This window comes from Pseudomonas baetica, assembly GCF_051216495.1.
Classification (GTDB): domain Bacteria; phylum Pseudomonadota; class Gammaproteobacteria; order Pseudomonadales; family Pseudomonadaceae; genus Aquipseudomonas; species Aquipseudomonas baetica_B.
In genome coordinates this window covers 14,816-38,870 of the sequence record NZ_JBPKAM010000062.1, presented here as the reverse complement: position 1 = coordinate 38,870, position 24,055 = coordinate 14,816, and the positions used below count along the sequence as shown (strand labels likewise).

General features: G+C 59.8%; 20 protein-coding genes and 1 pseudogene. 14 read left to right on the top strand and 7 right to left on the bottom strand.

The genetic code is table 11. The features are described 5' to 3' along the window. Positions 1 to 453 precede the first annotated feature (453 nt). The 6 genes from ACSFE6_RS20865 to potE form a co-directional block, all read right to left on the bottom strand. On the bottom strand, positions 454 to 1,290 hold the full coding sequence (locus ACSFE6_RS20865) for a FecR family protein (RefSeq protein WP_435429353.1): 837 nt from the start codon (positions 1,288 to 1,290) through the stop codon (positions 454 to 456). Continuing rightward, complete coding sequence (locus ACSFE6_RS20860) at positions 1,287 to 1,688, bottom strand: RNA polymerase sigma factor (protein WP_435429352.1); 402 nt, start codon at positions 1,686 to 1,688, stop codon at positions 1,287 to 1,289. The genes ACSFE6_RS20865 and ACSFE6_RS20860 overlap by 4 nt, the downstream gene beginning before the upstream one ends. A gap of 122 nt (positions 1,689 to 1,810) precedes the next feature. Next, positions 1,811 to 2,350, bottom strand: coding sequence for a phosphohydrolase (locus tag ACSFE6_RS20855; protein WP_435429351.1), 540 nt, complete (start codon positions 2,348 to 2,350; stop codon positions 1,811 to 1,813). Beyond that, the gene (locus tag ACSFE6_RS20850) at positions 2,350 to 2,751 is read right to left on the bottom strand and encodes a hypothetical protein (RefSeq protein ID WP_435429350.1); all 402 of its coding nucleotides are present in this window, start codon (positions 2,749 to 2,751) and stop codon (positions 2,350 to 2,352) included. The genes ACSFE6_RS20855 and ACSFE6_RS20850 overlap by 1 nt, the downstream gene beginning before the upstream one ends. Before the next feature lie 191 nt (positions 2,752 to 2,942). Continuing rightward, entirely contained in the window at positions 2,943 to 5,228 is a 2,286-nt protein-coding gene (locus ACSFE6_RS20845) for an Orn/Lys/Arg decarboxylase N-terminal domain-containing protein (protein WP_435429349.1), read from the bottom strand. Next, complete coding sequence (gene potE, locus ACSFE6_RS20840) at positions 5,225 to 6,634, bottom strand: putrescine-ornithine antiporter (protein WP_435429348.1); 1,410 nt, start codon at positions 6,632 to 6,634, stop codon at positions 5,225 to 5,227. Before potE ends, ACSFE6_RS20845 begins: the two co-directional genes overlap by 4 nt. A gap of 185 nt (positions 6,635 to 6,819) precedes the next feature. Between potE and ACSFE6_RS20835 the strand changes: the two genes are divergently transcribed. From ACSFE6_RS20835 to ACSFE6_RS20825, 3 genes are all read left to right on the top strand, one after another. Next, the gene (locus ACSFE6_RS20835; protein ID WP_435429347.1) at positions 6,820 to 7,149 is read left to right on the top strand and encodes a hypothetical protein; all 330 of its coding nucleotides are present in this window, start codon (positions 6,820 to 6,822) and stop codon (positions 7,147 to 7,149) included. 308 nt (positions 7,150 to 7,457) lie between these two features. Then, positions 7,458 to 7,874 carry an organic hydroperoxide resistance protein gene (locus tag ACSFE6_RS20830; RefSeq protein ID WP_095193531.1) on the top strand — a complete coding sequence of 139 codons (417 nt, stop codon included), beginning with the start codon at positions 7,458 to 7,460 and terminating at the stop codon, positions 7,872 to 7,874. A gap of 682 nt (positions 7,875 to 8,556) precedes the next feature. Further along, on the top strand, positions 8,557 to 9,204 hold the full coding sequence (locus ACSFE6_RS20825; RefSeq protein WP_435429346.1) for a hypothetical protein: 648 nt from the start codon (positions 8,557 to 8,559) through the stop codon (positions 9,202 to 9,204). A gap of 22 nt (positions 9,205 to 9,226) precedes the next feature. Here the strand turns inward: ACSFE6_RS20825 and ACSFE6_RS20820 are convergent, their stop codons facing one another. Further along, the gene (locus ACSFE6_RS20820; RefSeq protein ID WP_435429345.1) at positions 9,227 to 10,135 is read right to left on the bottom strand and encodes a LysR family transcriptional regulator; all 909 of its coding nucleotides are present in this window, start codon (positions 10,133 to 10,135) and stop codon (positions 9,227 to 9,229) included. Positions 10,136 to 10,272: 137 nt separating this feature from the next. On the opposite strand from ACSFE6_RS20820, the gene ACSFE6_RS20815 reads away from it, so the two are divergent. From ACSFE6_RS20815 to ACSFE6_RS20765, 11 genes and pseudogenes are all read left to right on the top strand, one after another. Beyond that, positions 10,273 to 11,328: a tartrate dehydrogenase gene (locus tag ACSFE6_RS20815; protein WP_435429344.1), complete on the top strand. Its 1,056-nt coding sequence runs from the start codon at positions 10,273 to 10,275 to the stop codon at positions 11,326 to 11,328. A 107-nt stretch (positions 11,329 to 11,435) separates the two neighbouring features. Next, positions 11,436 to 12,776 (top strand): dicarboxylate/amino acid:cation symporter, encoded by a 1,341-nt coding sequence (locus tag ACSFE6_RS20810; RefSeq protein WP_435429343.1) that lies wholly within the window; start codon positions 11,436 to 11,438, stop codon positions 12,774 to 12,776. A gap of 854 nt (positions 12,777 to 13,630) precedes the next feature. After that, entirely contained in the window at positions 13,631 to 14,548 is a 918-nt protein-coding gene (locus ACSFE6_RS20805; protein ID WP_435429342.1) for a LysR substrate-binding domain-containing protein, read from the top strand. 255 nt (positions 14,549 to 14,803) lie between these two features. Next, entirely contained in the window at positions 14,804 to 15,991 is a 1,188-nt protein-coding gene (locus tag ACSFE6_RS20800) for an aromatic ring-hydroxylating oxygenase subunit alpha (RefSeq protein ID WP_435429341.1), read from the top strand. A gap of 11 nt (positions 15,992 to 16,002) precedes the next feature. Next, positions 16,003 to 17,448 (top strand): aldehyde dehydrogenase family protein, encoded by a 1,446-nt coding sequence (locus tag ACSFE6_RS20795; protein ID WP_435429340.1) that lies wholly within the window; start codon positions 16,003 to 16,005, stop codon positions 17,446 to 17,448. Positions 17,449 to 17,453: 5 nt separating this feature from the next. Next, positions 17,454 to 17,618 (top strand): annotated as a pseudogene (locus tag ACSFE6_RS20790) (rubredoxin); the annotation flags it as partial. Further along, a complete protein-coding gene (locus ACSFE6_RS20785) occupies positions 17,607 to 18,863 on the top strand; it encodes an FAD-dependent oxidoreductase (RefSeq protein ID WP_435429354.1) in 1,257 nt (418 codons plus the stop codon). The pseudogene ACSFE6_RS20790 and the gene ACSFE6_RS20785, both read left to right, overlap by 12 nt. Before the next feature lie 10 nt (positions 18,864 to 18,873). Then, positions 18,874 to 20,202, top strand: coding sequence for an NAD(P)/FAD-dependent oxidoreductase (locus ACSFE6_RS20780; protein WP_435429339.1), 1,329 nt, complete (start codon positions 18,874 to 18,876; stop codon positions 20,200 to 20,202). Continuing rightward, positions 20,199 to 20,570, top strand: coding sequence for an ethanolamine utilization protein EutQ (locus ACSFE6_RS20775; RefSeq protein ID WP_435429338.1), 372 nt, complete (start codon positions 20,199 to 20,201; stop codon positions 20,568 to 20,570). Before ACSFE6_RS20780 ends, ACSFE6_RS20775 begins: the two co-directional genes overlap by 4 nt. 72 nt (positions 20,571 to 20,642) lie before the next feature. Beyond that, a complete protein-coding gene (locus ACSFE6_RS20770; RefSeq protein WP_435429337.1) occupies positions 20,643 to 21,872 on the top strand; it encodes an MFS transporter in 1,230 nt (409 codons plus the stop codon). 316 nt (positions 21,873 to 22,188) lie between these two features. Continuing rightward, complete coding sequence (locus tag ACSFE6_RS20765) at positions 22,189 to 23,841, top strand: BCCT family transporter (protein WP_435429336.1); 1,653 nt, start codon at positions 22,189 to 22,191, stop codon at positions 23,839 to 23,841. Positions 23,842 to 24,055 lie beyond the last annotated feature (214 nt).

Here is a 24,055-nt window from a genome sequence, read left to right as displayed (position 1 = left end):
GGTCGTCAACGATAACGCTGGCAGCCTGACACCCAGCGGTGTTCTTTCGTTCATCGCGAGCAGGCTCGCTCCTACAGGTGTCCCCGATGTGCTTTGGCTTTGGCTTTGGCTTTTGATCTGGCTTTTGATCTTTCGCCCCTTCGGCAGGCCGAGCGGAGGTGTTCATCAGGGGGGTAGGCGCGCAGCGCCGTGCGGCGAAGCCGCACACATCGAGAGGAGGTGCAGCGAAGCAAACCGTAGGCGATGCCCCCTGATGGACACCGTAGCGAGGGAACACCGAGCCTCAGCGAGGTGCCGTACGCCGGGGCGAAGCCTTTTGGTTCCTTTTTGCTGGGCCGGCACTCCGGCGTTTGAAAAAGGGACTCGCTGTAAGAGCGAAACCGTCAGTCGCCGTTACCGCAGAAATGGATATTCACCCGTTCCCATTCCCTGTAACCAGGCAGCTTTAAAAAACTACTTCTTCACCACCTTGCGCCGCACATGCAACGTGCCATCGAACTCGGTGCTCAGGCTCAGCGGCAGAATGCTCGGCAGCAGGTTCAGCAAGTCCTCGACGTTGCGGTTATCGAACACGCCGCTGATCGGCAGGCTGGCCAGGCTCGGGTCATCGAGGACAATCGCCGGTTTGCGGTAGCGCTGTATCTGCGCCAAAGCTTCGGCCAGTGGAGTGCGCTCGAAGATCAGCCGGCTGTCTTTCCAGGCAATGGCGGCGTCGGTGTCGACCGTCATGGGTGATTGCAGAATTTTCTGGCGCACTTCGACCTGCTGGCCCGGCACCAATTGCACGGTGTGCGCGGCCTCGGTGGTGTCGTTGATACTGACGGCACCGCGCACCAGCGTCACCCGCACCGCGTCATCGAGATGGCTGACACTGAACAGCGTGCCCAGTACATTGATCTGTGCGACACCGGCATCGACTTGGAAGGGGCGTATCAGGGTTTTGGACACGTCGAACAACGCCTGCCCGGTTTGCAGTTGCACCCGGCGTGAACGCAGATGCCAGGCGACGGTCACCCGGCTGTCGCTGTCGAGGGTCATGCGGCTGCCATCGGCCAGTTTCACCGCCCGGCGCTCGCCGATCACGGTGTGGAATTGCTCACTCTTATAAGGCGGGTCGAACCAGGCCAAACCCACACCGAGCAAGACCAGCAATGCTTTGACGCCGAGAGCCTTGCGCGGTTTGCGCGGGGTAGGGGTGGGCATCGGAAAGCGATTGCGCAGCGCTTCGCGGTGACGCGCCAGGGCTTCTTCTTCCCGGGACAAGGGCGTTTGGGCAGGCAATCGGCTCACTGGGCAGGCTCCGGTTCATCACAGGCCACGCGCTCAAGATGGGCACGGCAAGCGGCCAGGCCCAGGCGCAGGTGCTTTTCCACGGTCTTCAGGGAAATGCCCATTCGCGTGGCCACTTCGGCCTGGGGCAATTCGGGCAAAGCCACGACCCAGGCCTGGCGCCGCCGTTCACTGCGATACCGGCTCACCGCCTGATCGTGAGAAATCTTGCGCAGCAATGCCAAGGGCGTGTGGACGTTGTCCTTTTCGCGTTTTTCCAGCAACTGCACGCAGACGTCATGCACCACTTCCCGGGCAAACCCCCGATCACCGAAACGTCGACGAACATGGTCGACCAGTTCGTCGTAGTGACGCACCAGCGTGTTGATCAGCGAGGGTTTCACAGGATCGAAGGGCATGACAGACCTGAGACGAGGTAGAACGATAGCAAATATAAATGAGAAGGCTTTTCATTCATAGCCTCGGCAATACAGTCTGTTTTGAGCGGGGGCATTTTCAGCCATGGAAAGGGATGGCCATCTCACCAGCGAAACATGGGCAGCGGATGCAGCGGGGAGCGAATGAATTGTCTGGCGGAAAGTTTCATCAGCATCCCGTGAAAACCGTGATCGGGAAAGGCCGTTTGCACGGTTTTGATGAAGTCCCGGGGCAGGCCGAAGCGCACCAGTCCAAGGGATACATCGATCAGGTCGGCTCGCCGGAAAGGCTCTACGGTGAGCGCGTATACCGAGTGATACACGCGCACCTTGTGGTGCTCCAGGATCAATGCACTGACTTCGTCCTTGAGTTCACCCCGTTGCCGGCTGTCGAGGTAGTCCGTGACCAGGCGCACCGAGGGTGGCAGGTAGTCGAGGGTGTTGTCGGTCCAGATGCCCAGATCGTGGAATGCCGCGGCGATCTGCAAGGCTTCACTGGGCAGAGTTTCGGTACCGCGCAATGCGCAATAGAAATTCAGCACCCGATAGATGTGATTGCGATAGCCCTGCAGGTCCGGGCCGATCGCCAGTGCGAAGGAGGTGAGTATCTCGTCGGTGAGGGGGAATTCGAGGACGGGTTTCATCATGCATTCCGCAACAGGTCGTTGGCGTTGAGCACGTCGTAGGCGATTTCCGGGCGCTTCTCCATGGCGCGGCGGATCGCGGCCGGGATCGATGCGCGGGTTTTGCGGCACAGCCCCGGCTGGTCGCCGACGTAAATGCCGATACCGCGCATGGTGCGCACTTCGTTGAAACTGGGGACGATGTCGACGCGGATGCCCAGTTGCTCGTACATCCGCCGTTGCAGGTGCTCCAGGTCCTGGAAGCTCGACAGGTTTTCCAGGCGCTCGATCAGGCGCTTTTCTTCGTTTCGGGTCAGAAACAGGATGCGCACGTCCGCACCCGGTGTTTCCAGCAACGGGTCACGCCCGCAATCGCAGGCACCGGGCGGGCAGGGTTGGCGGATCGGAGCAGAGGTTGTCATGGGATTCAATCATAGAGCGCTGTGATCGAATTTGCCCATAGGCATTGGACTGAAGGCGATCCAATCCAGAAGGAGATCCCAGGTGGGAGCGAGCCTGCTCGCGAAGGCGTTGTGTCAGGCAACATCAATGGTGACTGATACTCTGCATTCGCGAGCAGGCTCGCTCCCACAGTGGTTGTGTGGGGGGCCTGTTATTTCAACACCAGCATCCGATATATCCCGCCCTCGGCTTCGATCCCATGGGTGTCATGGGTGAAGCCGGGGAAGGACCTGTCGAACGCTTCCAGTGCCTTGAGGTAGGCCAGCAGCGGACCATTCGCGGGCCCGGCGTTCTCACCCGGCATCAGCAGCGGGATGCCCGGTGGATACGGCACGATGCCGGTGGCGACGATGCGTCCGGCGGCTTCTTCCAGGGTGACCCGTTCGATGTCGTTGCGCACCAGTTTCTCGTAGGCCTCCACCGGGCTGAACACGGCTTGCGGCAGCAGGCCGAACGCCTGGGCCATGGCCGAGGTGGTCTTGTGTTGCTTCATGGCGGCGAAGATCTCGTCGGCCAGGTCCTTGAGGCCCATGCCGGCGTAGCGGGACTGGTTGGCGGCCAGCAGGTCCGGCAGGCTCAGTTCCAGTTCGAGGTTGTTGTCGTAGTCGCGCTTGAAGTCGAGCAGGGCATTGACCAGCGTGCCCCATTTGCCCTTGGTGATGCCGATGGAGAACAGGAACAGCAGGGTGAAGTCGGTGGTTTTTTCCACGACGATGCCCTGGCGCCCCAGGTACGCCGAGAGCACGCACGCCGGTATGCCCCCATCGAGCAGGTTGCCATCGTCGCCCATGCCGGGGCTGAGCACCGAGACCTTGATCGGGTCGAGCATGCAATAGTCTTCTTCGATGTCGCCGAAACCGTGCCACACCTCGTTCGGGTGAAGCACCCAGCAATCAGGCTCGGCTTTCAACAGTCCAGGGTCCACTTCATGGAACGGTACCCGGGTGTCGCCAACCTGTACGGAGGGCGGTTGCCAGCACGTGAAGAACCAGTCGTCCCTGCTGGCCATCTCCTCGTGCATGCGGGAGATGACCTGGCGGAAGGCGATGGCTTCTTCGATGGATTCGCCGGTGAGGATCTGCCCGCCGGGCGCTTCCATCATCGCCGAGCTGACGTCGCAGGAGGCCATGATCGCGTAGTTGGGCGAGGTCGAGGCGTGCATCATGAACGACTCGTTGAAGCGGTCGTGATCGATCGGGTTGCGACCGTTGCGCACGTGGATCATCGACGCCTGGGACAGCGCCGCCAGCAGCTTGTGGGTCGATTGGGTGGCGAACACGGTCGGCTTCGAATCGTCGTGATCGTCCGGGCTGCCATGCATGGCGTGGCGACCGGTGTACAGCGGGTTGAACCGCGCATAACCGTACCAGGCTTCGTCGAAATGCAGACGGTCGACGCTCTGGCCCAGCAGCTCCTCAACGCGTGTGACGTTGTAGGTCAGACCGTCGTAGGTGGAGTTGGTGATGATGGCGTGGACCGGCGTCGGATCGATGCCGGCGTTGACCAGCGGGTTCTCGGCAATGGCCGCTTTCACGCTGGCAGCGCTCAGTGTTTGCGGCAGGATCGGGCCGATGATGCCGTAGCGGTTGCGCGTCGGCACCAGGTAGGTCGGGATGGCCCCTGAGAGGGTCATCGCGTGTTCGGCGGACTTGTGGCAATTGCGATCGCACAGGGCGATCTGATTGCGCGTGACGCTGGCCATGAGGATAACGCGGTTGGAAGTCGATGAACCGTTGGTCACGTAGTAGGTGCGATGGGCGCCGAACACCTTGGCGGCGTAGCGCTCGCCCTGGCCGATGGGGCCACTGTGATCGAGCAGCGATCCGAGTTCGCCGACGGAAATCGACAGGTCGGAACGCAGCAGGTTTTCCCCGAAGAACTCATAGAACGCACGCCCGGCGGGGCTCTTCAGAAACGCTGTGCCACCGGCATGGCCGGGGGTGTGCCAGGAATACTCATAGGTGTTGGAAAACTTCACCAGCGCGCCGAACATCGGTGGCAGCGCGGCCTGTCGATAGCGCTCGATGGCCGCCAGGATGCGCCCGCTGAGGAAGCGGCTGGTGTCTTCGGGCAGCGACATGAAGTCATCGGCGTGCTGCATGACTTGCAGTGGAATATTTGACGCGGCACTGCGGTCGCTGATCAAGAACACCGGCACGCGGGTGTTGCGTTCGCGCAGGCTTTTCAGCAGTTCGAGGCATTGCCCGTGACCTTCGCTGTCGTCCATTTCCCAACTGAGCAGCAGGCATTGAATGGCCGGGTCAGACCGCAGGATCGATGTGGCGTCGCTCAAGTTGTCCGAGGTCAGTACGCGGATGGCGCGTTCTTCCACATCCGTGACCAACTGATCCAGCGCCCGCCCGAAACCCGTGCGATTGTCCGGTGGATTGCTGACCAGCAGCGCCAGCATCCCGAGGGTACGTGAATGTTCCGTCATGATTGAATCTCCCGTTTTGCTTTCTTCAAGCGGTAGAGCGGCACCGGTTCGCCGGTCATGTGTTGCGCGGCGACGGTTTGCGTCGGCACGCTGTTATTGATGGCTTCGAGGCGGATCAGGCGGTTGTTGACGAAGCCGAAGATCGTGTAGCCGAAGATGGTCGCCACGCCGCCCAGCATCAGCGCTTGCTCGCCGGAACTGTAGAGCGCCAGGTAGCTGTAGGCCGCCGCGACCCAGGCAACGATGTTGGTGACCAACGCTTTGCCGGCGGGCACGTTCGAGACTTTTTGCAGGGTCATCAAGGCGGCCATGGACAGGATGTACGGCACCAGGTTGGTGACCACCGCGAGATTGACCAGGGTGTCGAATTGCTTGCTCAGGTCCGGGCTGATGGTCAGCAGGCCAAGCGCCGTCTGCGCGGCCAGCAACACCAGCATGCCGACAATCGGCGTGCCGGCCTTGTTGACCTTGGCGAAGATCGACAGGAAATAACCGGTGTCTGCCGAGCTTTTGTAGACCTGGGCGATGGTGAACTGCCAACCCAGTAGGGAACCGATGCACGCCAGCACCATAAGGCCCATGACAATGTCACCGACCAGAGGGGTGAACATCTTGGCGAAGACCAGCCCGAAAGGGGCGGTTGAGGCGGCCAGTTCCGGGTTGTCGACGATGCCGGCGATGACGTTGGTGGACACGATGTAGATCACCGCTGCGCCGAGGGTGCCCCCGAGAACTGCAATCGGCACGTTCTTTTCCGGGTTTTCTACCGCATCGGTGTTGGCGCAAGCCGACTCCAGGCCCAGGAACGCCCACAGGGTGATCGCCACCGACGCGTTAGCCGCTTCGAACCAGCCTTTGTTGTGGGGGTTCCACCCTGCGGCGTAGACGCTGCTGTCGAACCAGAACCAGCCGACGGTGGACACCAGCACCACCGGCGCAATCACCCCCCAGACCGTGACGGCGCCGATTCGTCCGGTAATCCGCGCACCACCGAAGTTGGCGAAGGTGGTGATCCATAGCAGCGCGATGGTTGCCAGTCCGACTTGCAGCGAATTCAGTTCGACATGAAATAATTCCTGGGTGTAGCCGACCGCCGTGATGCTGATCGCCACGTTGGCAATCAGCAACGACAAGCCATAGGTGTAGTTGGTCAGGTAGTTACCGGCCTTGCCGAAAGTGTATTCGGCGTAACCGCCCATGCCGCCGGTTTTGCGGCTGAGCATCCCGCAACGGGCAAAGGCATAGGCCAGTGCGAGGGATCCGGTGGCGGTGACCAGCCAGGAAAGAATGGAGATACCCCCGACTTCCGCCAGTTTCGACGGTAGTAGCACAATGCCTGAGCCCAACATGTTCACGGCGGTCAACATGGTCAGTTGCCCCACGCTCATTTTTTTTGCGACTGACATTCCCTTGCCTCTTTGAGTTGCCGAAGTGAGCCATAGCTATAGCAAAGTATTGAAATGTCGCAAGAAATCGGTTTTCGCCGATTGACATGGAATGGGGTTTTTCAAATAAGGCATTTTGCTGGCCCCCGACTTGCTCGCTTCTCGCCAGAATCGTTTTATTTTCAGACGGTTAGGGTGCAAAGCACATGCGCATTATAAGGATCGCGTTGATTTCGGTCGGCGTTGCGGGTCTTGCTGTGTCGGCCCAGGCGAAGGAATTGAAGGACAATGATCGTTATGTGTGCAGTTGGGGGGCGGGGACGGCGGGCAGGGCACAGGAGCTGAAGTTGTCCGGGGTTTCGCTTTATGCGGCGCGGCAGAAAATCCAGGCGTACAAGTTTTCCAAGCCGTGGATGCGGATGATGGCGTTGGGGATTACCGAGCAGACGTATGACAGTCCGACACGGATCAAGCCGGCGGCGGTTCGGGCGAGTTTTTATGATGATTGTTTGAAATATAAGTTGGCGCGTAAGTGAAGGTTGGGCTGGGGTTGGGGGCATATCCATTTTTTCGGTAACGCTGTTCGCGTTTCCCTGTGGGAGCGAGGCTGCTCGCGAAAGCGGTGTGTCATTCACATGAATGTTGACGGACCTGACCCCTTCGCGAGCAGGCTCGCTCCCACAGGTCCTTGCCAGATCCGGAAGAATGCGCGAGGTGACCTTTGTCGGATCGGGTACCCGACTAATCAGCGCCGTCTATATTGAATGACCGGCATCAGGCCGGAAGGCCGTTTTTCTGATTCACCTGACATTGCATAACAACCCCAATCAATCAGGAGATCATCATGACCCAGCTCGACAAAGTACTGTACACCGCCAAAACCCACACCACGGGCGGGCGGGACGGCGCATCCCGCAGTTCGGACGGTATTCTGGATGTGAAACTGTCTTCTCCGGGCACCAATGGCGGCGGCACCAATCCGGAACAGCTGTTCGCCGCCGGTTGGTCTGCCTGTTTCATTGGCGCCATGGGTGTTGCGGCCAAGGAGCTGAAGGTTGCACTACCCAAGGATGTGGCCGTCGACACTGAAGTCGACCTGGGCACCAATGAAGGCGGCTACCTGTTACAGGCCCGTCTTAATGTCAGTCTGCCAGGGCTGGATCGTGAGACGGCACAGAAACTGGTCGATACCGGACACAAGTATTGCCCCTATTCGAAAGCCACTCGCAACAACATTAATGTAGTAGTGAAACTCGTCTGAGTTGAACTAACCAGGACCTGGCGACCTGTATCGAAAACAGTGTCGTCAGGACCCATATTGTTCTGTTTGAACTTCTTGTGAGTGACTCAATAGATAGTCGGTTTGTCGTACAAGGATTGTATGCACTTGTGCTGGGCAGGCCTTCTAGTGAGGATCCAATCTCGAAAAATAGTATGACTGTTTTAGTTTGGCTGGAGTAAACGAAAGTTGCTCGCAGTTATGTGTGTCGGTTCAACTAGTGGATCCAATGGTCGATCTGGATTGTCATCTAAGCCAAGCAGCTCAGTTGGAATGGGCGTTGACAGGGCAATGGGAGGTTTGCTCCCGAAATCATTGCCTCTCGCACCGTCGACCGTTTGTCGGTAGTGTGGTTGAAAAGTGAACATTTCAGGCCTGAGGTCCTCCTATTACCAGTACGTCGTATTGACGAGCTGCACCTGGTAGCAAACGAAGAAGCGGGATTCGAACCTCATATGCATTGAATGCAAATGGGGATTTTTTTTACCAAATAAAATGAGAGGAAGTAAGTAAGCTGTATTGATTCACTGATGGGAGCAATAGGAACTATATAACTAATCTATTGTTCGTTTTCTTGTATGAGCAAGGTCATTCAGAGTCACCGCACATAAGAACTCTGTTGATTGGCCTATCTGTACTATCGAATAAGGTGGAGATATTACCCGTGGCGATAAATACAATCATGAGCCTGATCGAACATAAAGAATTCATGGAGTTTGCACGACTGGGCGTTGTGTACGTCCATTTGGTCGCCTGTTGCGTGGCGATCGGCCTGGTGTTGACCAGTGATATCGCAATGGTCAGGGACATGTTGAAACGCAAGGCATTCACCGACCACGATCACGCGCACATGGAAAGCCTTCAGCGTTCTGTCGTATGGGCATTGATCGCGCTGTGGGTGACGGGAGCTGCCATCATCGGCATCGATTACCTGGACAAGGGTATGCAGTACTTCAGCAATCCCAAGCTCCAGGCCAAGGTCATCATTGTCATGATGCTGACCTACAACGGGATCCTGCTGCATCGCCTGGTATTGCCTGCCCTGCAAAAGGCCGGCTCGCTGCTCAACCTCGGTTTCAGCGCGCGGATGATGGCGCTGTTCTGTGGCTCGTTGTCGGCGGTGTCCTGGATGTACGCTGCCATGCTCGGTGTCGGTCGCCCGCTGGCCTGGAAGTACTCGCTGTCCGAGCTGCTGATGGCGTATCCGGTGCTGATCGTACTGGGCTTCTTGACGATGCTGGCACTGACTCAGTGGGCCAAGCGCGAGAACACACTCGCTGCACCGCAGTGGTCAAACGCAGCCGCGCACTGAGCCAGTAAGACACTCGGCAGCGTCAACTGTCCTCGACATTGTCGATGTGCTTGAAGCGATCGATCAGAAAGTCGATCAGGCTGCGCACCCGTGCTGACAAATGCAGTTGTTGCGGATACACCGCATACACGTCGGCACGGGTGGGCGTCTGGTCCTCCAGCACCAGGCGCAGGCGACCGCTGCGCACGTAGCGGGCGATGTCCCATTCGGCCCGCAGCAAAATCCCGTACCCCTCCAGCGCCCAGTTCAGGGCCACCTCGCCATCGTTGCAGCCCAGGGCGCCGTGTACCTTGATGTTGTCGGTGTGTCCGCCGTTGGTGAAGCTCCACACGCCATAGGGCGACTCGTTTTGCCGAATGAAAATGCAGTTGTGGTTTTGCAGATCGCTCAGTTTCTGCGGAGTGCCGTATTTGTCCAGGTACAGCGGCGAGGCGCATAGCAAACGGCGGTTGGAAGCAATCTTGCGCGCATGGAAAGCAGCATCCGGTAAGGTGCCGAAACGAATCCCCAGATCGAAACCGTGGGTAGCCAGGTCCAGCGGGTGGTCGCTGATCTCCAACTGGATTTCCACCTCGGGATACTTGGCGTAGAACGCCGCCAGGGCAGGGCCGATGTGGCGGCGGCCAAAGCCGAGGGACGCATTGACTCGAATCAGTCCCTTGGGCGTCGCCCGGCTGCTGCTGACCAACTGCTCCAGCTCGTTGATTTGGGTAAGGATCCGTGCCGCCTGGGAGAAATACAGCTCGCCTTCGGACGTCAGGCTCATCGAGCGCGTGGTGCGGTTGACCAAACGAATGCCGAGACGGGCTTCCAGCGCCGTCAGGCGTTTGCTCACCGCCGGCGGGGTGATGCCTAGCTCCCGGGCGGTCGCCGCGAGGCTGCCTTTGTTGGCCAACAGGTAGAAAAACGATAAATCCAGGGTCTGGCTCATTCGTAACTCAAAGTTATTTATGTAGTGATTTTGAGGAACTCACACCTATTTGTTCACTACATATACTCCGCTCACACCCCGCCTGAACAGTCCGGTTCGACGGGAACAACAAGAAATCAGCGAGAGTGGAGTCAGCAATGAGCGCATACAAAATCGCAGCAGTGCCAGGTGACGGTATCGGTGTGGAAGTGATCGCCGCCGGCGTGGAGGTGCTGCAAGCCCTGTCGAAAAAATCCGGCTTCGCCCTGGACTTCAAACACTTCGACTGGAACTCCGACAGCTACCTCAAGAACGGCTACTACATTCCCGAAGGTGGCCTGGAAGAACTGAAAACCTTCGACGCGATTTTCTTCGGTGCGGTCGGTGCGCTCAACGTACCGGATCACATTTCACTTTGGGGCCTGCGCCTGCCGATCTGCCAGGGTTTCGACCAGTACGCCAACGTGCGTCCGGCCCGCGTATTGCCAGGGGTGAAAAGCCCGCTGCACAACGGCGATCAAATTGACTGGGTGGTGGTGCGGGAAAACTCCGAAGGCGAGTACTCCGGCAACGGCGGTCGTGTGCACCGTGGCCTGCCAGAGGAGGTGGCCACCGAAGTCTCGGTCTTCACCCGGGCCGGGGTCGAGCGCATTCACCGCTTCGCCTTCGAACTGGCGCAGAGCCGTCCGCGCAAACACCTGACCATGGTCACCAAGTCCAACGCCCAGCGTCACGGCATGGTGCTGTGGGACGAGATTTTCTACGAAGTGGCCAAGGACTTCCCGGACGTGAAAGTCGACAAGGAACTGGTGGACGCCGTGACCACGCGCATGGTGCTCAAACCGTCGACCCTGGACGTAATCGTCGCCACCAACCTGCATGCCGACATCCTCTCCGACCTGGCCGCCGCGCTGTCCGGCAGCCTGGGCATCGCGCCGACCGCCAACCTCAACCCGTCGCGAAAATTTCCGTCGATGTTCGAACCGATCCACGGCTCGGCTTTCGACATCACCGGCAAAGGCGTGGCCAACCCGATCGCAACGTTCTGGACCGCCGCCATGATGCTCGAACACCTGGGCGAGCGCGGGGCAGCCAAACAATTGATGTCGGCCATCGAAGCCGTCACCGAAAGCGGTTTGCACACCCCGGACCTGGGCGGCAACGCCACCACGCGGCAGATCACCGATGCGGTGATTGCGCTGATCAACCGCTGATCTTTCCCTGCGATTCAAAGTAGTACTGCGGCACAACGCCGAGGGGCGGGCCCGTGTGTCCGACCCCTTGGCATTTCCTGACAACAATAAAAAATCAGGGCCCTGTCATGAAAAGAATATTCGGCAAACTCTACGTACAAGTCCTCATCGCGGTGATCCTCGGCGCTCTCGTCGGGGTCTTCGTTCCAGAGACCGGCGCCGCGCTCAAACCCTTGGGCGATGCCTTCATCAAACTGATCAAGATGCTCCTGGCTCCGGTGATCTTCCTGACCGTGGTCACCGGCATCGCGCGCATGGAAAACATGAAGGAGCTGGGCCGGGTCGGCTTTCGCGCACTGTTGTATTTCGAAGTGGTGTCGACCTTGGCGCTCGTCGTTGGTCTGGTGGTGGTCGACGTGTTCAAACCCGGCGCCGGCATGAACATCGATGTCGCGACGCTGGACACCGCGAGCATCGCCACCTACACCACGGCAGGCAAGCACGCCTCGTTCATGGACTTCGTCATGAACATCATTCCCGACACCATTGTCGATGCCTTCGCCAAGGGCAACGTGCTGCAAATCCTGCTGTTTTCCATACTGCTAGGCATCGCCCTGGCCCATGTAGGGCCTCGGGGCAAAGCCTTTGTCGACACCCTCGACAGCCTGATGCAGGGCATGTTCCGCATCGTCAACATGGTCATGCGCCTGGCCCCGATCGGTGCCTTCGGCGCCATTGCGTTCACCATCGGCAAGTACGGTTTTGGTTCGCTGTTCTCCCTGGGCAAGCTGATGGCCTGCGTGTACCTGACCTGCGCAGTGTTCGTGATTTTCGTCCTCGGCCCGATCTGCCGCTACAGCGGATTCAGCCTGTGGAAATTCCTCAAGTTCATCAAGGAAGAACTGTTCACCGTGCTGGGCACCAGCTCTTCGGAGTCGGTGTTGCCGCAGATGATTTCCAAAATGGAAAAGGCCGGTGTGTCCAAACCCGTGGCCGGGATGATCATTCCCTCAGGCTTGACCTTCAATCCGGATGGGCAGGCGATTTATTACACCATCGCTGCGATCTTCATTGCCCAGGCGACCAACACGCCGCTGACCCTGACCGATCAATTGATCGTGCTGGCGGTATTGATGTTCACCTCCAAGGGTTCGGCGGGTGTTACTGGCTCCGGGTTCATCATTTTGGCGGCGACGTTGTCGTCTCTCGGGACGATTCCGGTGGCGGGGATGGTGTTGTTGCTGGGGGTGGATCGTTTCATGTCGGAGGCGCGGGCGATCACCAATACCATTGGCAATGGGGTGGGGACCATGGCGATTGCGAAGTGGGTGGGGGCGTTGGATACGGTGAAGATGCATAAGGCGTTGAATGGGGAGGTAGTGGAGGAGAAGGTTGAGATGGTGTTTGCGCCTACAGCGGTGACGGGTGCTTCCTTGCAGGTAAATCTGAAAGAGGCTTCACGGGCGTAGGTGGTGTACATATCCGTTGCCTCGGTAACGGCCACTTATGGTTTCGCCCTTACGGCGAGTCACTTTTGAAAGGAGCCCAAAAGTAACCAAAAGGCTCTTGCCCCACCACTCGGTGCCTCGCTTAGGCTCGGCATGCCCTCACTCCGGCATTGCTCCGTGGGCCCGCCGCCATCGGCCATCCCTGGCCCAGCGCGGCTAAACCGGCGTCCTGCCGGTTTACCCACGGACCAATGCCTGCGTTCGGCCATCGTGGTTCAACGGGACGCCCAGATCAAAAGCCAAAGCGAGGCGGCCTGACAGCCGACCTAGCCTCAAGTGAACGCATTCCCCTGTGGGAGCTGGCTTGCCTGCGATGGTCGTCAACTAAAACGCAGGCTGTCTGAATGAACGCGGTGTCTGAACATCCATCGCTGGCAAGCCAGCTCCCACAAGGGGATTGGGTACATCCGCGAAAGCCAGGTCGGCTGTCAGGCCGCCTCGCTTTTGCTTTGGCTTTTGATCTTCTTGCCCCATCGAGAGGCCGAGTGGAGGTTCTGCGCAGTGGGCAAACCGGCATGGATGCCGGTTTAGCCGCCCCCGGCCATGGATGGCCGATGGCGGCGGGCCCACGGAGCAGGACCGGAGCGAGGGTATGCCGAGCCTAAGCGAGGCACCGAACGAAAGGGGCAAGAGCCCTTGGTTACTTGGGGCTCTTCCAAGTGACTCGCCGTAAGGGCGGAACCATAGGTCGCCATCACTCAATTAATGAATATACACCCAATCCTTAAACCCACCGGAGACAGCCGCTGTCCACCACCCACGCCAAGGACTAAACTCCCGCGATAAAACCAAAACAACGACGTGACCTTGCCTGTATGAAAATCCACCCACTGCCGCCACTCAATAGCCTGGTCGCGTTTGAAGCCGCTGCGCGCCATTTGAGTTTTACCCTGGCCGCGCAAGAATTGAACGTGACCCAAGGTGCAATCAGCCGCCAGGTACGGCTGCTCGAAGATTACCTGGGCAAGGTGTTGTTCGAACGCACGACCCGCACGATTCACCTGAGTCCGGCCGCCAGTCAGTATTACGAAACGGTTCGCGCCGCCTTGATGCAAGTGGCCCAGGCCACGGGTGAAATCCGTCACTGGAAGGGGGCCGAGCAAGTGACCGTGGCGACCAGTACGGCCATGGCATCGCTGTGGCTGTTGCCCAAAGTGACCGAGTTTCAACGGGAAAACGAAGAGATCGACCTGCGCATCATCGCCCATGACCAGGTCAAGGATTTCTCCCGCCTGGATTGTGACCTGGCGTTGTATTACTGCAGCACGCCGCCCCGCGACATGCAGGTCACTCCGCTGTTTTCCGAAGAGGTCTATCCGGTGTGCAGCCCGGCGTATCTGGCCAAGCATCCCGACTTGACCACGCCCGCGGATCTATCGGCCTGTACCTGGCTGGTACTCGACGACCCGCAACGTGACTGGCTTGGCTGGGCCGACTGGCTGCAAAGCCAGGGGCTGAAAAACGTCGAGCCCAAGCGCCGGATCAATATCAACAGTTACTCGATGGTGATCCAGTCGGCCCTCAATGGGCAGGGCGTTGCACTGGCCTGGTCGAACCTGGTCGAGGACTACCTGCAAGGCGGTGCGCTGGTGCGGCCGCTGGAGGCGACTTTGCGTACCGATGCGCAGTTCTGCCTGCTTGAGCCGTTGTCCCGTGGTGGCATGCGGCAGAGTGTGAAGCGCTTTCGCAGTTGGTTGATGAATCAACTGCCAACACCGCCCGCAAACAAATAACACCCCCCTGTAGGAGCGAGCCCTGCTCGCGATGGAGGTCAACGATAACGCGGGCAACCTGATGCCCCGAGTTGCCTTTGGGTTTTTCGCGAGCATGCTCGCTCCTACAGTTTGTTATTCATGATCAAAAGTCATGAATCCCTCCCGAAATATCGTTTGTCGACCCCCCTCTCGTTTTCCGACACTTGCCGCCAGCGGACCTGGCCAGCGAGCCGGCCGATCAATCCAGACCGTGCCCAGCAGGGGAAAACAATAATGACCACCCTCCAACAAATTCCAGTACAGAACCTCGAAACCGTCCTCAACCCGATCCACGAAGCGACCGGCCTGAGTAACGAGTTTTACACCGAGCAACGTTACTTCGAACTCGAGCGCGATCAGGTTATGGGTAAAACCTGGGCCTGCGTCGGTTTCGCCAGCGATTTGGCCAAGGCCGGTTCGGTCAAGCCTGTGGACTTCATGGGCCTGCCGCTGCTGCTGATGCGCAACCGCGAAGGCCTGGTGCAGGTGTTCCATAACGTGTGCAGCCATCGCGGCATGAAATTGGTGGAAGAAGCTGGGGAAGTGCAGGGCGTGATCCGCTGCCCGTACCACTCCTGGACTTACGACCTCAATGGCGGCCTGCGCGGTACGCCTCACGTTGGCGGCATCGACCAGCACAAGGACGAGCGTTTCGCCTGCGAAAAACACGGCTTGAAAGCCATCCGCAGCGCGATCTGGATGGACATGGTGTTCATCAACCTGTCCGGGGATGCACAGCCGCTCGAAGAGATGCTCGCGCCGTTGACCGAGCGCTGGAGCCAGTTCCTGGGCGAAGACGGCATGAGCCTGCTGAGCCGCCGCCCGGGCCATGACGCCACCGTGCTGGACATCAACTGCAACTGGAAACTGGCTGTCGAGAACTACTGCGAGGCCTACCACCTGCCGTGGGTGCACCCGAGCCTGAACTCCTACTCGCGCCTGGAAGACCACTACAACATCATCGTCGGCGAACACTTCTCGGGTCAGGGCAGCTACGCCTACAACCTGTCGGACGTGGCCGGCACTCACTTGCCGAAGTTCCCGAGCTGGCCGCTGGACCGCCTGCGCAATGCCGAGTACGTGGCTTTTTTCCCGAACGTTTTGCTGGGCATCCAGGCTGACCATGCCTTCGCCATGCAGCTTGAGCCGGTTTCGCCGGGCCGCACCATCGAGCACCTGCGCCTGTTCTACGTCGGCGATGAAGCCGCGAGCAGCGAGGAGTTCAGCGCCTGCCGCGATGCGATCCTGGAATCCTGGAAAGTGGTGTTCGCCGAAGACATCAGCTCGGTCGAAGGCATGCAGAAAGGTCGCTACTCCCCAGGTTACAAGGGCGGCGCGTTCTCTCCGGAAATGGACATCCCGACGCATTTCTTCCACCAGTGGGCCGCGCGTCAGTTGCTCGCCACCACTGAAAAAGCCTGAGGAGCGGTGCCATGTATCCGATAGCCTCTCACTGGCTCAACTACATCGATGGGCAATGGGTCGACAGCATCCAGCGCCTGACGGTCAACAACCCAGGCACCGCCGAGCCGCTGGCGACCATCGCCCAGGCCACCGTGGAGGATGCCGAACGCGCCTTGCAGGCAGCCCGTCGTTGCGCCGACAGCGGCGAGCTGACCCGGGCACGTCCCGCGCAACGAGTCACGTGGCTGCTACGCATCGCCGAGGAAATTCGTGCGGTGGCGGACGAGGGCGCCTGGGTGCTGTGCCAGGAAAACGGCAAGCGCCTGATCGATGCCAAGGACGAGTTCATCGAGGCGGCACGCTACTTCGAGTACTACGCCGGCATGGCGGACAAGATCGAGGGCACCTCGATCCCGCTGGGCAACGGCTACATGGACTTCACCCTGTACGACCCGATGGGCGTATCGGCACAGATCGTACCGTGGAACTTCCCGGTATCGATCTGCGCCCGCTCGCTGGCACCGGCCCTGGCGGCCGGTAACGCGGTAGTCATCAAGTCGCCCGAGCTGTCGCCGCTGGGCATGTGCGTGCTGATCCGCGCCATTGCCAAGGCCGGCCTGCCGGACGGCGCGGTCAACTTGATTTGCGGTCGTGGCCGTGAAGTCGGCTCGCACCTGGTCAGCCATCGTGGCGTCGACCAGATCGTATTCACCGGCTCCGTGCCAACCGGCCAGTCGATTTTGCGCGATGCGGCACAACATGCGATTCCGAGTGTGATGGAGCTGGGTGGCAAGTCGGCGGCAATAGCCTTCGCCGATGCCGATCGTGAGCAACTGTTGGCGAGCGTCCGGTCGGGCATTTTCTTTAATGCCGGCCAGGTCTGTTCGGCGATGTCGAGGCTGCTGGTACAGCGCGAGATTTATGAAGAGGTGGTCGCGGCAGTGGTGGCCATGGCTGAGGGGCTCCGTGTCGGCCTGGGGCAGGACGACGCCGACCTCACGCCGGTGGTCAGCGCCGGGCAACTGGCGGGTATCGAAGCCTTGTGCCGACGTGCCGTGGAAGACGGCGCCGTCGCGGTCACCGGTGGCGAAGCCTTCGCTGATCGCGCCGGGCATTTCATGCGCCCGACCGTGTTCCGCGACGTCACGCCAGACATGTGTATCGCCCAGGAAGAAGTGTTCGGACCGGTGTTGGCGATCATGCCGTTCGACACCGAGGAAGAAGCCATCGCCATCGCCAACGGCACTGATTTCGGTCTGGTGGCGGGCGTGTTCACCCAGGACATCAGCCGCGCCATGCGCTGCACCCGTCGCCTGAAATCCGGGCAGGTATTCGTCAACGAATGGTACGCCGGTGGCATCGAGACGCCATTTGGCGGGGTCGGCTTGTCGGGCTTCGGCCGGGAAAAGGGTCAGGAAGCCTTGTATAGCTACGTGCGCACCAAAAACGTGGCGATCCGGATCACCGGGGAGTGAACAGCATGTTCAAGACTTGGCTTTGCATCGTTTGCGGTCTGATTTACGACGAGGCGCTGGGCTGGCCCGAGGATGGCATCGTCGCTGGCACGCGTTGGGAAGATGTGCCCGAGGATTGGGTTTGCCCTGAGTGCCACGTCGGCAAGGCTGATTTCGAGATGCTCGATATCAGCGAGTACACCGAGGCAGCTGCTGCGGTCAGCATGCCGGTCAGCACGCCGCCATTGGCGGTGGCAGTGCCTGTTGTCGCTGCGTTGCCGTGCGGGCCGATCGTCATCATCGGCAGCGGCTACGCCGGTTATGGCCTGGCCCAGGCGTTGCGCAAGGCGGACCCGAAGGTCGAAATCCGTGTGCTGACCCAGGAGTCCGGGCACCTGTATTCGAAACCGGCGCTGTCGATTGGATTGTCCCAGGGTAAAAGCGCCGAGGCGTTGTCCGGCGAACCACCCCTGGCCATTGAGCAGCGCTTGAATATCCGCGTCTATCCCCACTGCAAGGTACAGGGCATCGATAGCGCCAAGCGACGCTTGCACACCAGCTTCGGTGACATGGAGTACGGCCAGTTGGTGATCGCCAGCGGTGCGCAACCGATCCGCCTGCCGATCAAGGGCGAGACGGCGGCGATGGTCAGCGTCAACAACCTGCAGGACTACCACGGCTTCCGCGAGCGCCTGATCGGCGTGCGGCGTGTCGCGATTCTGGGTGATGGCCTGATCGGCTGCGAGTTCGCCAATGATCTGGCTCACAACGGCTTCAGTGTGGACGTCATCGGCCTGGGCCGCTGGCCGATGGAGCGACTGTTGCCGGTGGAAGCGGGGCAGGTGTTGCAGAACGCGCTGGGCGAGCTGGGGGTCAAGTGGCACCTGCAGAACACCGTGGACGCCATCGAATCGAGCGGGCAGGGCTATCAACTGAAGCTCGCGGGTGGCCAGACCCTTGAAGCTGACCTCGTGTTATCGGCGGTCGGGCTGCGTCCTGATCTGAGTCTGGCGCAAAGTGCTGGCCTGGCGGTCGGGCGGGGCATTCAAGTCAACGCCCAGCTGCAAACCTCGGTGCCGGGTATCTACGCCCTGGGCGATTGCATCGAGATCGACGGTCAGTTGCTGCCGTACCTGGCGCCGATCAATCAAGGCATTCAGGCCCTCTGCAAAACCTTGCTCGGTCAACCCACTGCCGTCGATTACCCGTTGATGCCGGTGACGGTGAAAACCCCGGCCGCGCCGCTGTGCCTGTTGGCACCGGCAATGGCCGGTGAAGGTCAATGGCGATGCACGCCGACGCCAGACGGATTGAGCGCCAGCTTCCATGACGCCGAGGGCAGGCTCAACGGTTTTGTCCTGCTGGGGCGTCAAGCACAAACGCAGCGCAGCGCATTGCTGCAGTCCTGTCAGAACACTCAGCAGGCGGTCGCCTGAGGCTTCAAACATGAAAAAAACAATCAATTTGCCTTATGACGATGCGAGCTGCGGCTGGTACGCAGCCCTGCCCGAGCAACCGGCGTGCAAGCGTTTGTCCGGTGAGCAGCGTGCCGACTATGCGGTGGTGGGGGCGGGCTTTGCCGGTCTGGCGGCGGCCCGTCGCCTGGCCCAGCATCACCCCGAAGCGCGCATCATTTTGGTGGATGCGCAACGGGTCGCCCATGGCGCTTCCGGGCGCAACTCCGGGTTCGTCATCGACTTGCCCCACAAGTTCGCCCTGGAGCATCCGGACCCCGCGCACAAGCAACGTTTGCTGTCGCTCAACCGCTCGGCCATCTCGCAGTTGCAGGGGCTGGTGCAAACCCACGGCATCGATTGCCAGTGGTCCCATGCCGGCAAATATCAGGGTGCGGTCGGCCCCCGTGGCATGGCGTACCTGGATCACTTCGAACGCTTGATGACCGACCTGGGCGAACCCTTCCGCCGGGTCGACTCCAAAGAGCTGGCCGGCGTACTGGGTACCCGGCATTACAGCGGTGCGATCTACACCCCCGGATGCTATCTGATGCAACCGGCGGCGCTGGTCACGGGCCTGGCGCGCTCGTTGCCGGACAATGTCGAGTTGCTGCAGGAATCGCCTATCCAGCAACTGGAGCGTGACGGACGTGGCGGCTGGATTCTGCATGGCACCAACGGTGTGATCCGCACGCCACAACTGCTGCTGGGCACCAGTATCTTCACCCAGGAGTTCGGCTATCTGCGTAACCGCCTGCTGCCGGTGATGACCTTCGCCAGCTGGACGCGTCCGCTGACCGATGCGGAACTGGCCACCTATGGCGGGCAACTGGACTGGGGCCTGACCCCGGCTGACCACGCCGGGACCACGGTGCGCATGACCCAGGACCGTCGCCTGATCATTCGCAACACCTACAAGCACGTGCCCAAGTACGGCCGCAGCACCAGCGACGGTATGCGTTTGAAGATCCGCGAGTCTCACCGCAAGGCTTTCAAGGCGCGCTTCCCGCAGTTGGCCGACGTGCCGTTCACTCACACCTGGGGCGGGGTGTACGCGATCTCGCGCAACTTCACCAACTTCTTCGGCGAGCTGGAGCCGGGTGTGCATGCGTCCGCGTGCGACAACGGTGTTGGCGCGGCGTGGGGCACGATCTCCGGCACCTTGCTGGCGGACCTCGCCGTAGGGGCCGATAGCGCGCAGTTGAACGACATTCGTGCGGTGACGGGCATGCCGTCGCTCAACCCGCCGGAGCCTTTCCTGGGGCTGGGTGTGCGTTCGCGCATTCATCTGGCGGCCTGGAACAGCCGGAGCGAACTATGAGTGCGCCGGGCAAAGGCAAGGGCCGGGTACTGCGCGTCGACCACAAGGATCTGGATTTCACGTTTCGCGGCGGCCCACCCGGCACCGCCTACGTGGCCCGGGCCCTGAGCAATGAAATCTCGCCGAACATCGGCGTGGGCTTTGCGCGTTGGGAAGGGGCGCAGGTGGCCTGGACTGTGCTGTATGACGAAGTGATTTTCGTCATCGAAGGCTGCTTCGAGCTGCAGGTCGGCGACGAGTTGTTCCAGGTCACGCCCGGCCAGTTGCTGTGGATTCCCGAGGGAACCGAGCTGGTGTACGGCGGGCATGCGTTGTTCGGCTATGTCGTGCATCCGGGCAACTGGAAAGAGCTTCACGGCCTGAGCTGAACCAACTCTGTGGTGAGGGGATAGATCCCCTCACCACAGGTTTAGCCTTTTTATTTTTATGGAATCGGCACCGTGTTTGGACTGACGAAGACGTTCGGCGCGCTGTATCTGGCCAGCCTGATGATGCAGATGGGATCGATGTTGCTGATGACTTGGCTGGCGTTGCGCCTGAACGTGCTGGGCGCATCGGAAACCGCAGGCGGTGCGTTGATGGCCGCCAATGCCCTGGGCATGGTGCTGGGCGGTTGGGTCGGGCGCAGCCTGATCGCGCAAGTCGGGCACATCCGCACTTTTTCCGCCTGTGCCGGGATCATCGCGTCGGCGGTATTGGCCCATGAATTCAGCACTGTGCTGCCGTTCTGGCTGGTGCTGCGGGCGCTGGTAGGACTGGCAATGATGTGCCAGCTGATGGTGCTGGAAAGCTGGCTCAACGACCAGGCCAAGACCGAACAGCGCGGCAGGGTCCTGTCGCTGTACATGGTGGCCAGTTACGTCGGCATGATGCTCGGCAATCTGGCCCTGAGTCTGGATGAAGGGTTGGGCATTCACGTGCTGCTGGGCGTGGCCATGGTCTTCGCCCTGGGTTCGGTGCCGGTGGCCCTGACCCGCAGCATGCACCCGACGGCGGTGCCGGCGGCATCGATTGACCTGCGCCTTTTCCTGCGCAGGATTCCCCAGTCGTTGGTGACCATTCTGGTGTCGGGAATGCTCAATGGCAGTTTCTACGGCCTGGCCGCAATCTATGCGAGCAAGCAGGGGTTGGCCACGGCGCAGGTCGGTCAGTTCATGGCCTTGTCCATCGGCGCAGGGTTGTTGGCGCAGTTGCCCCTGGGTTGGCTCTCGGATCGCTTGCCCCGTGCCAGTCTGATCCGTGCCGTGGCGCTGTTGCTGATCGTCATCAGCCTGCCGTTGGCATTCAACCAGACCCCTTCGTTTGCCACCTTGCTCGGGTTCGGCGCGGGCATTGGCTTTTTGCAATTCTGCCTGTACCCGCTGGGCGTGGCGTTGGCCAACGACAACATGGAGCCTGGCTTACGCGTGTCGCTCTCGGGAATGCTGTTGATCACCTTCGGCGTCGGCGCCTGTATCGGCCCGCTGATCGCGGGGGCGCTGATGGAGTACTTCGCCGCGCCGAGTTTCTATGGGTTCTATGCCGGCAGTGCGCTGTTGCTCGCGCTGTGCGTGGGCCAGGCAAAAGTCACGGGCAAGCACCTGCAAAAGGATGCGCCGTTGCAGCACCCGGTGACGCCGAACGGAATTGCCAGTTCCAACCTGGTGACGATAGCCGAGCCGAGCGATTGAACTGCAATACACGCGCACCTCTATAGGAGCGAGCTCGCTCGCGAAAAACGCCGGGCCACCGCGGGCATTCAGGCCGCCAGCGTCATCGTTGACGACCATCGCGAGCATGCTCGCTCCTACAGTTTTTTCTGTGTGTTCAGGCTGATTTTATTGATGCGTTTTTCTCATGAGTCGGTGACTAAATATGGTTTGAGCGAGGGTAGCAATTCAATCATCTTGGCCATGCTGCCAGCACCGAGATAGTCCGGAATCAACCTGCAGACAAGTGCTGCGGAACAGTAACTAAACCCTTAAACAAAAACAAAAGGGGAAAACAATGCGTGCGCAATCCGGCGTATTAAAAGGCCTCAATCCGAATGTGACGGTCGCTTCCATCGTGGGCGTGATCATATTCGTTCTATTTTGTGCCTTTAAAGACGAGCAGGCCGCCAAGGCCTTTGAAACGGCTTCGGCCTTTATCCTGCACAACTTCAAGTGGTATTACCTCGCCCTGATCAGTGGCGTACTCGGCTTGTTGCTGTACATTTCCATCAGCCGCTTCGGCAACCTCAAGCTGGGCGGTGAACATGACCGGCCCGAATTCAGTTTCGCCTCCTGGATTGCGATGCTGTTCAGTGCCGGAATGGGCATCGGCCTGATTTTCTGGTCGGTGGCCGAACCGATGCTGCACTACGCCGACAACCCGTTTTCCAAGGGTTTGACCGATGAATCGGCAACCCTGGCGATGCGTATCACGCTGTTCCACTGGGGCCTGCACCCTTGGGCGATCTTCTCCATGATCGGCCTGAGCCTCGCTTACTTCGCCTATCGCAAAGGCTTGCCGCTGGCCCTTCGATCGCTGCTGTATCCGTTGATTGGCGACCGTATCTATGGCTGGATCGGTCATGTCGTCGACATCATGGGTGTGGTGATTACGGCCTTCGGTGTTTCCCAGTCACTGGGTTTGGGCGTCGTTCAAATCAATACCGGTTTGCATAATGTTTTTGGTGTGCCGGTCAGTGTTGCCCTGCAGTTATCCATCATTCTGTTTGTCAGTGTTGTGGCGTGTATTTCGCTGGTCGCCGGTTTGTCCAAAGGCATGAAGCGCATCTCCACGCTGAATATGTACCTGTCTTTCATTTTGATGTTTGCAGTACTGGCTCTGGGGCCGACCCGTTACATTCTCAACCTGATGTTCGAGTCCACCGGCGACTATGTGCAAAACATCGTCGGCCTGAGTTTCTGGATGGACACCCAGAAAGACACCGAATGGCAAAACTGGTGGACGGCGTTCTACTGGCCATGGTGGATGACCTGGGGCCCGTTCGTTGGCCTGTTCATTGCGCGCATTTCCAAAGGCCGGACCATCCGTGAGCTGGTTATCGGAGCGCTGGTGGTGCCGACCATGGTGACCATTTTGTGGATGTCGGTGTTCGGTGGTGCGGCGCTGAAGCATGAGCAACAGGACCGTCAGGCTTACCAGGCGTCTGTTGCAACCCAAGGCGTTACACAGGAGCAGCCGAAGTTCGAAGGCGGCACGGTATTGCTCGCCACCAAGAAAGAAACCACGGCGGCGATGTTCACCTTGTTGCAAACGCTGGATGGCCAGGCCATTGGCGCGGCACTGTCGATTCTTGTGTGTGTCCTGCTCGGTGTGCATTTTGTCACCACGGCGGATGCCGGGACCCAGGTGTTGTGCACCCTGTGCGCGTTGGGCAGCACCAATCCGCCGAACTGGATCAGGTTGCTCTGGTGCATTCTGGAAGGGGCCATTGCGGCGGGGTTGTTGCTGGCCGGCGGGTTGAAAGCGATTCAGATGGCGAGTATTGCCGCCGGGTTGCCGATTGCCATGTTGCTGCTGGTGATGTCGTATACCTTGCTCCACAGCTTGCGCAAGGAGATGCCGAGCGTGCCGGCCTGGACGCCAGCGCCGGATGTGATGCCGGAGCTTGCTCAGCGTCGTGAGTCACTCAAGGCAACAGCCGCCTGATCACAATCCGTGTAGGAGCTATCGAGTGCAACGAGGCTGCGATCTTTTAAAAGCAAGATCAAAAGATCGCAGCCTGCGGCAGCTCCTACATTCAGGACGTCAATCGAGGGAGCGAACTGTCGTTCTATTCCCACGCATTTTGACAACAGTGTATGTCCAACACCTCACTGTTTAGCCCCGTCCCAAAGCCCTAGCATCGTCTCTACCAAACCTA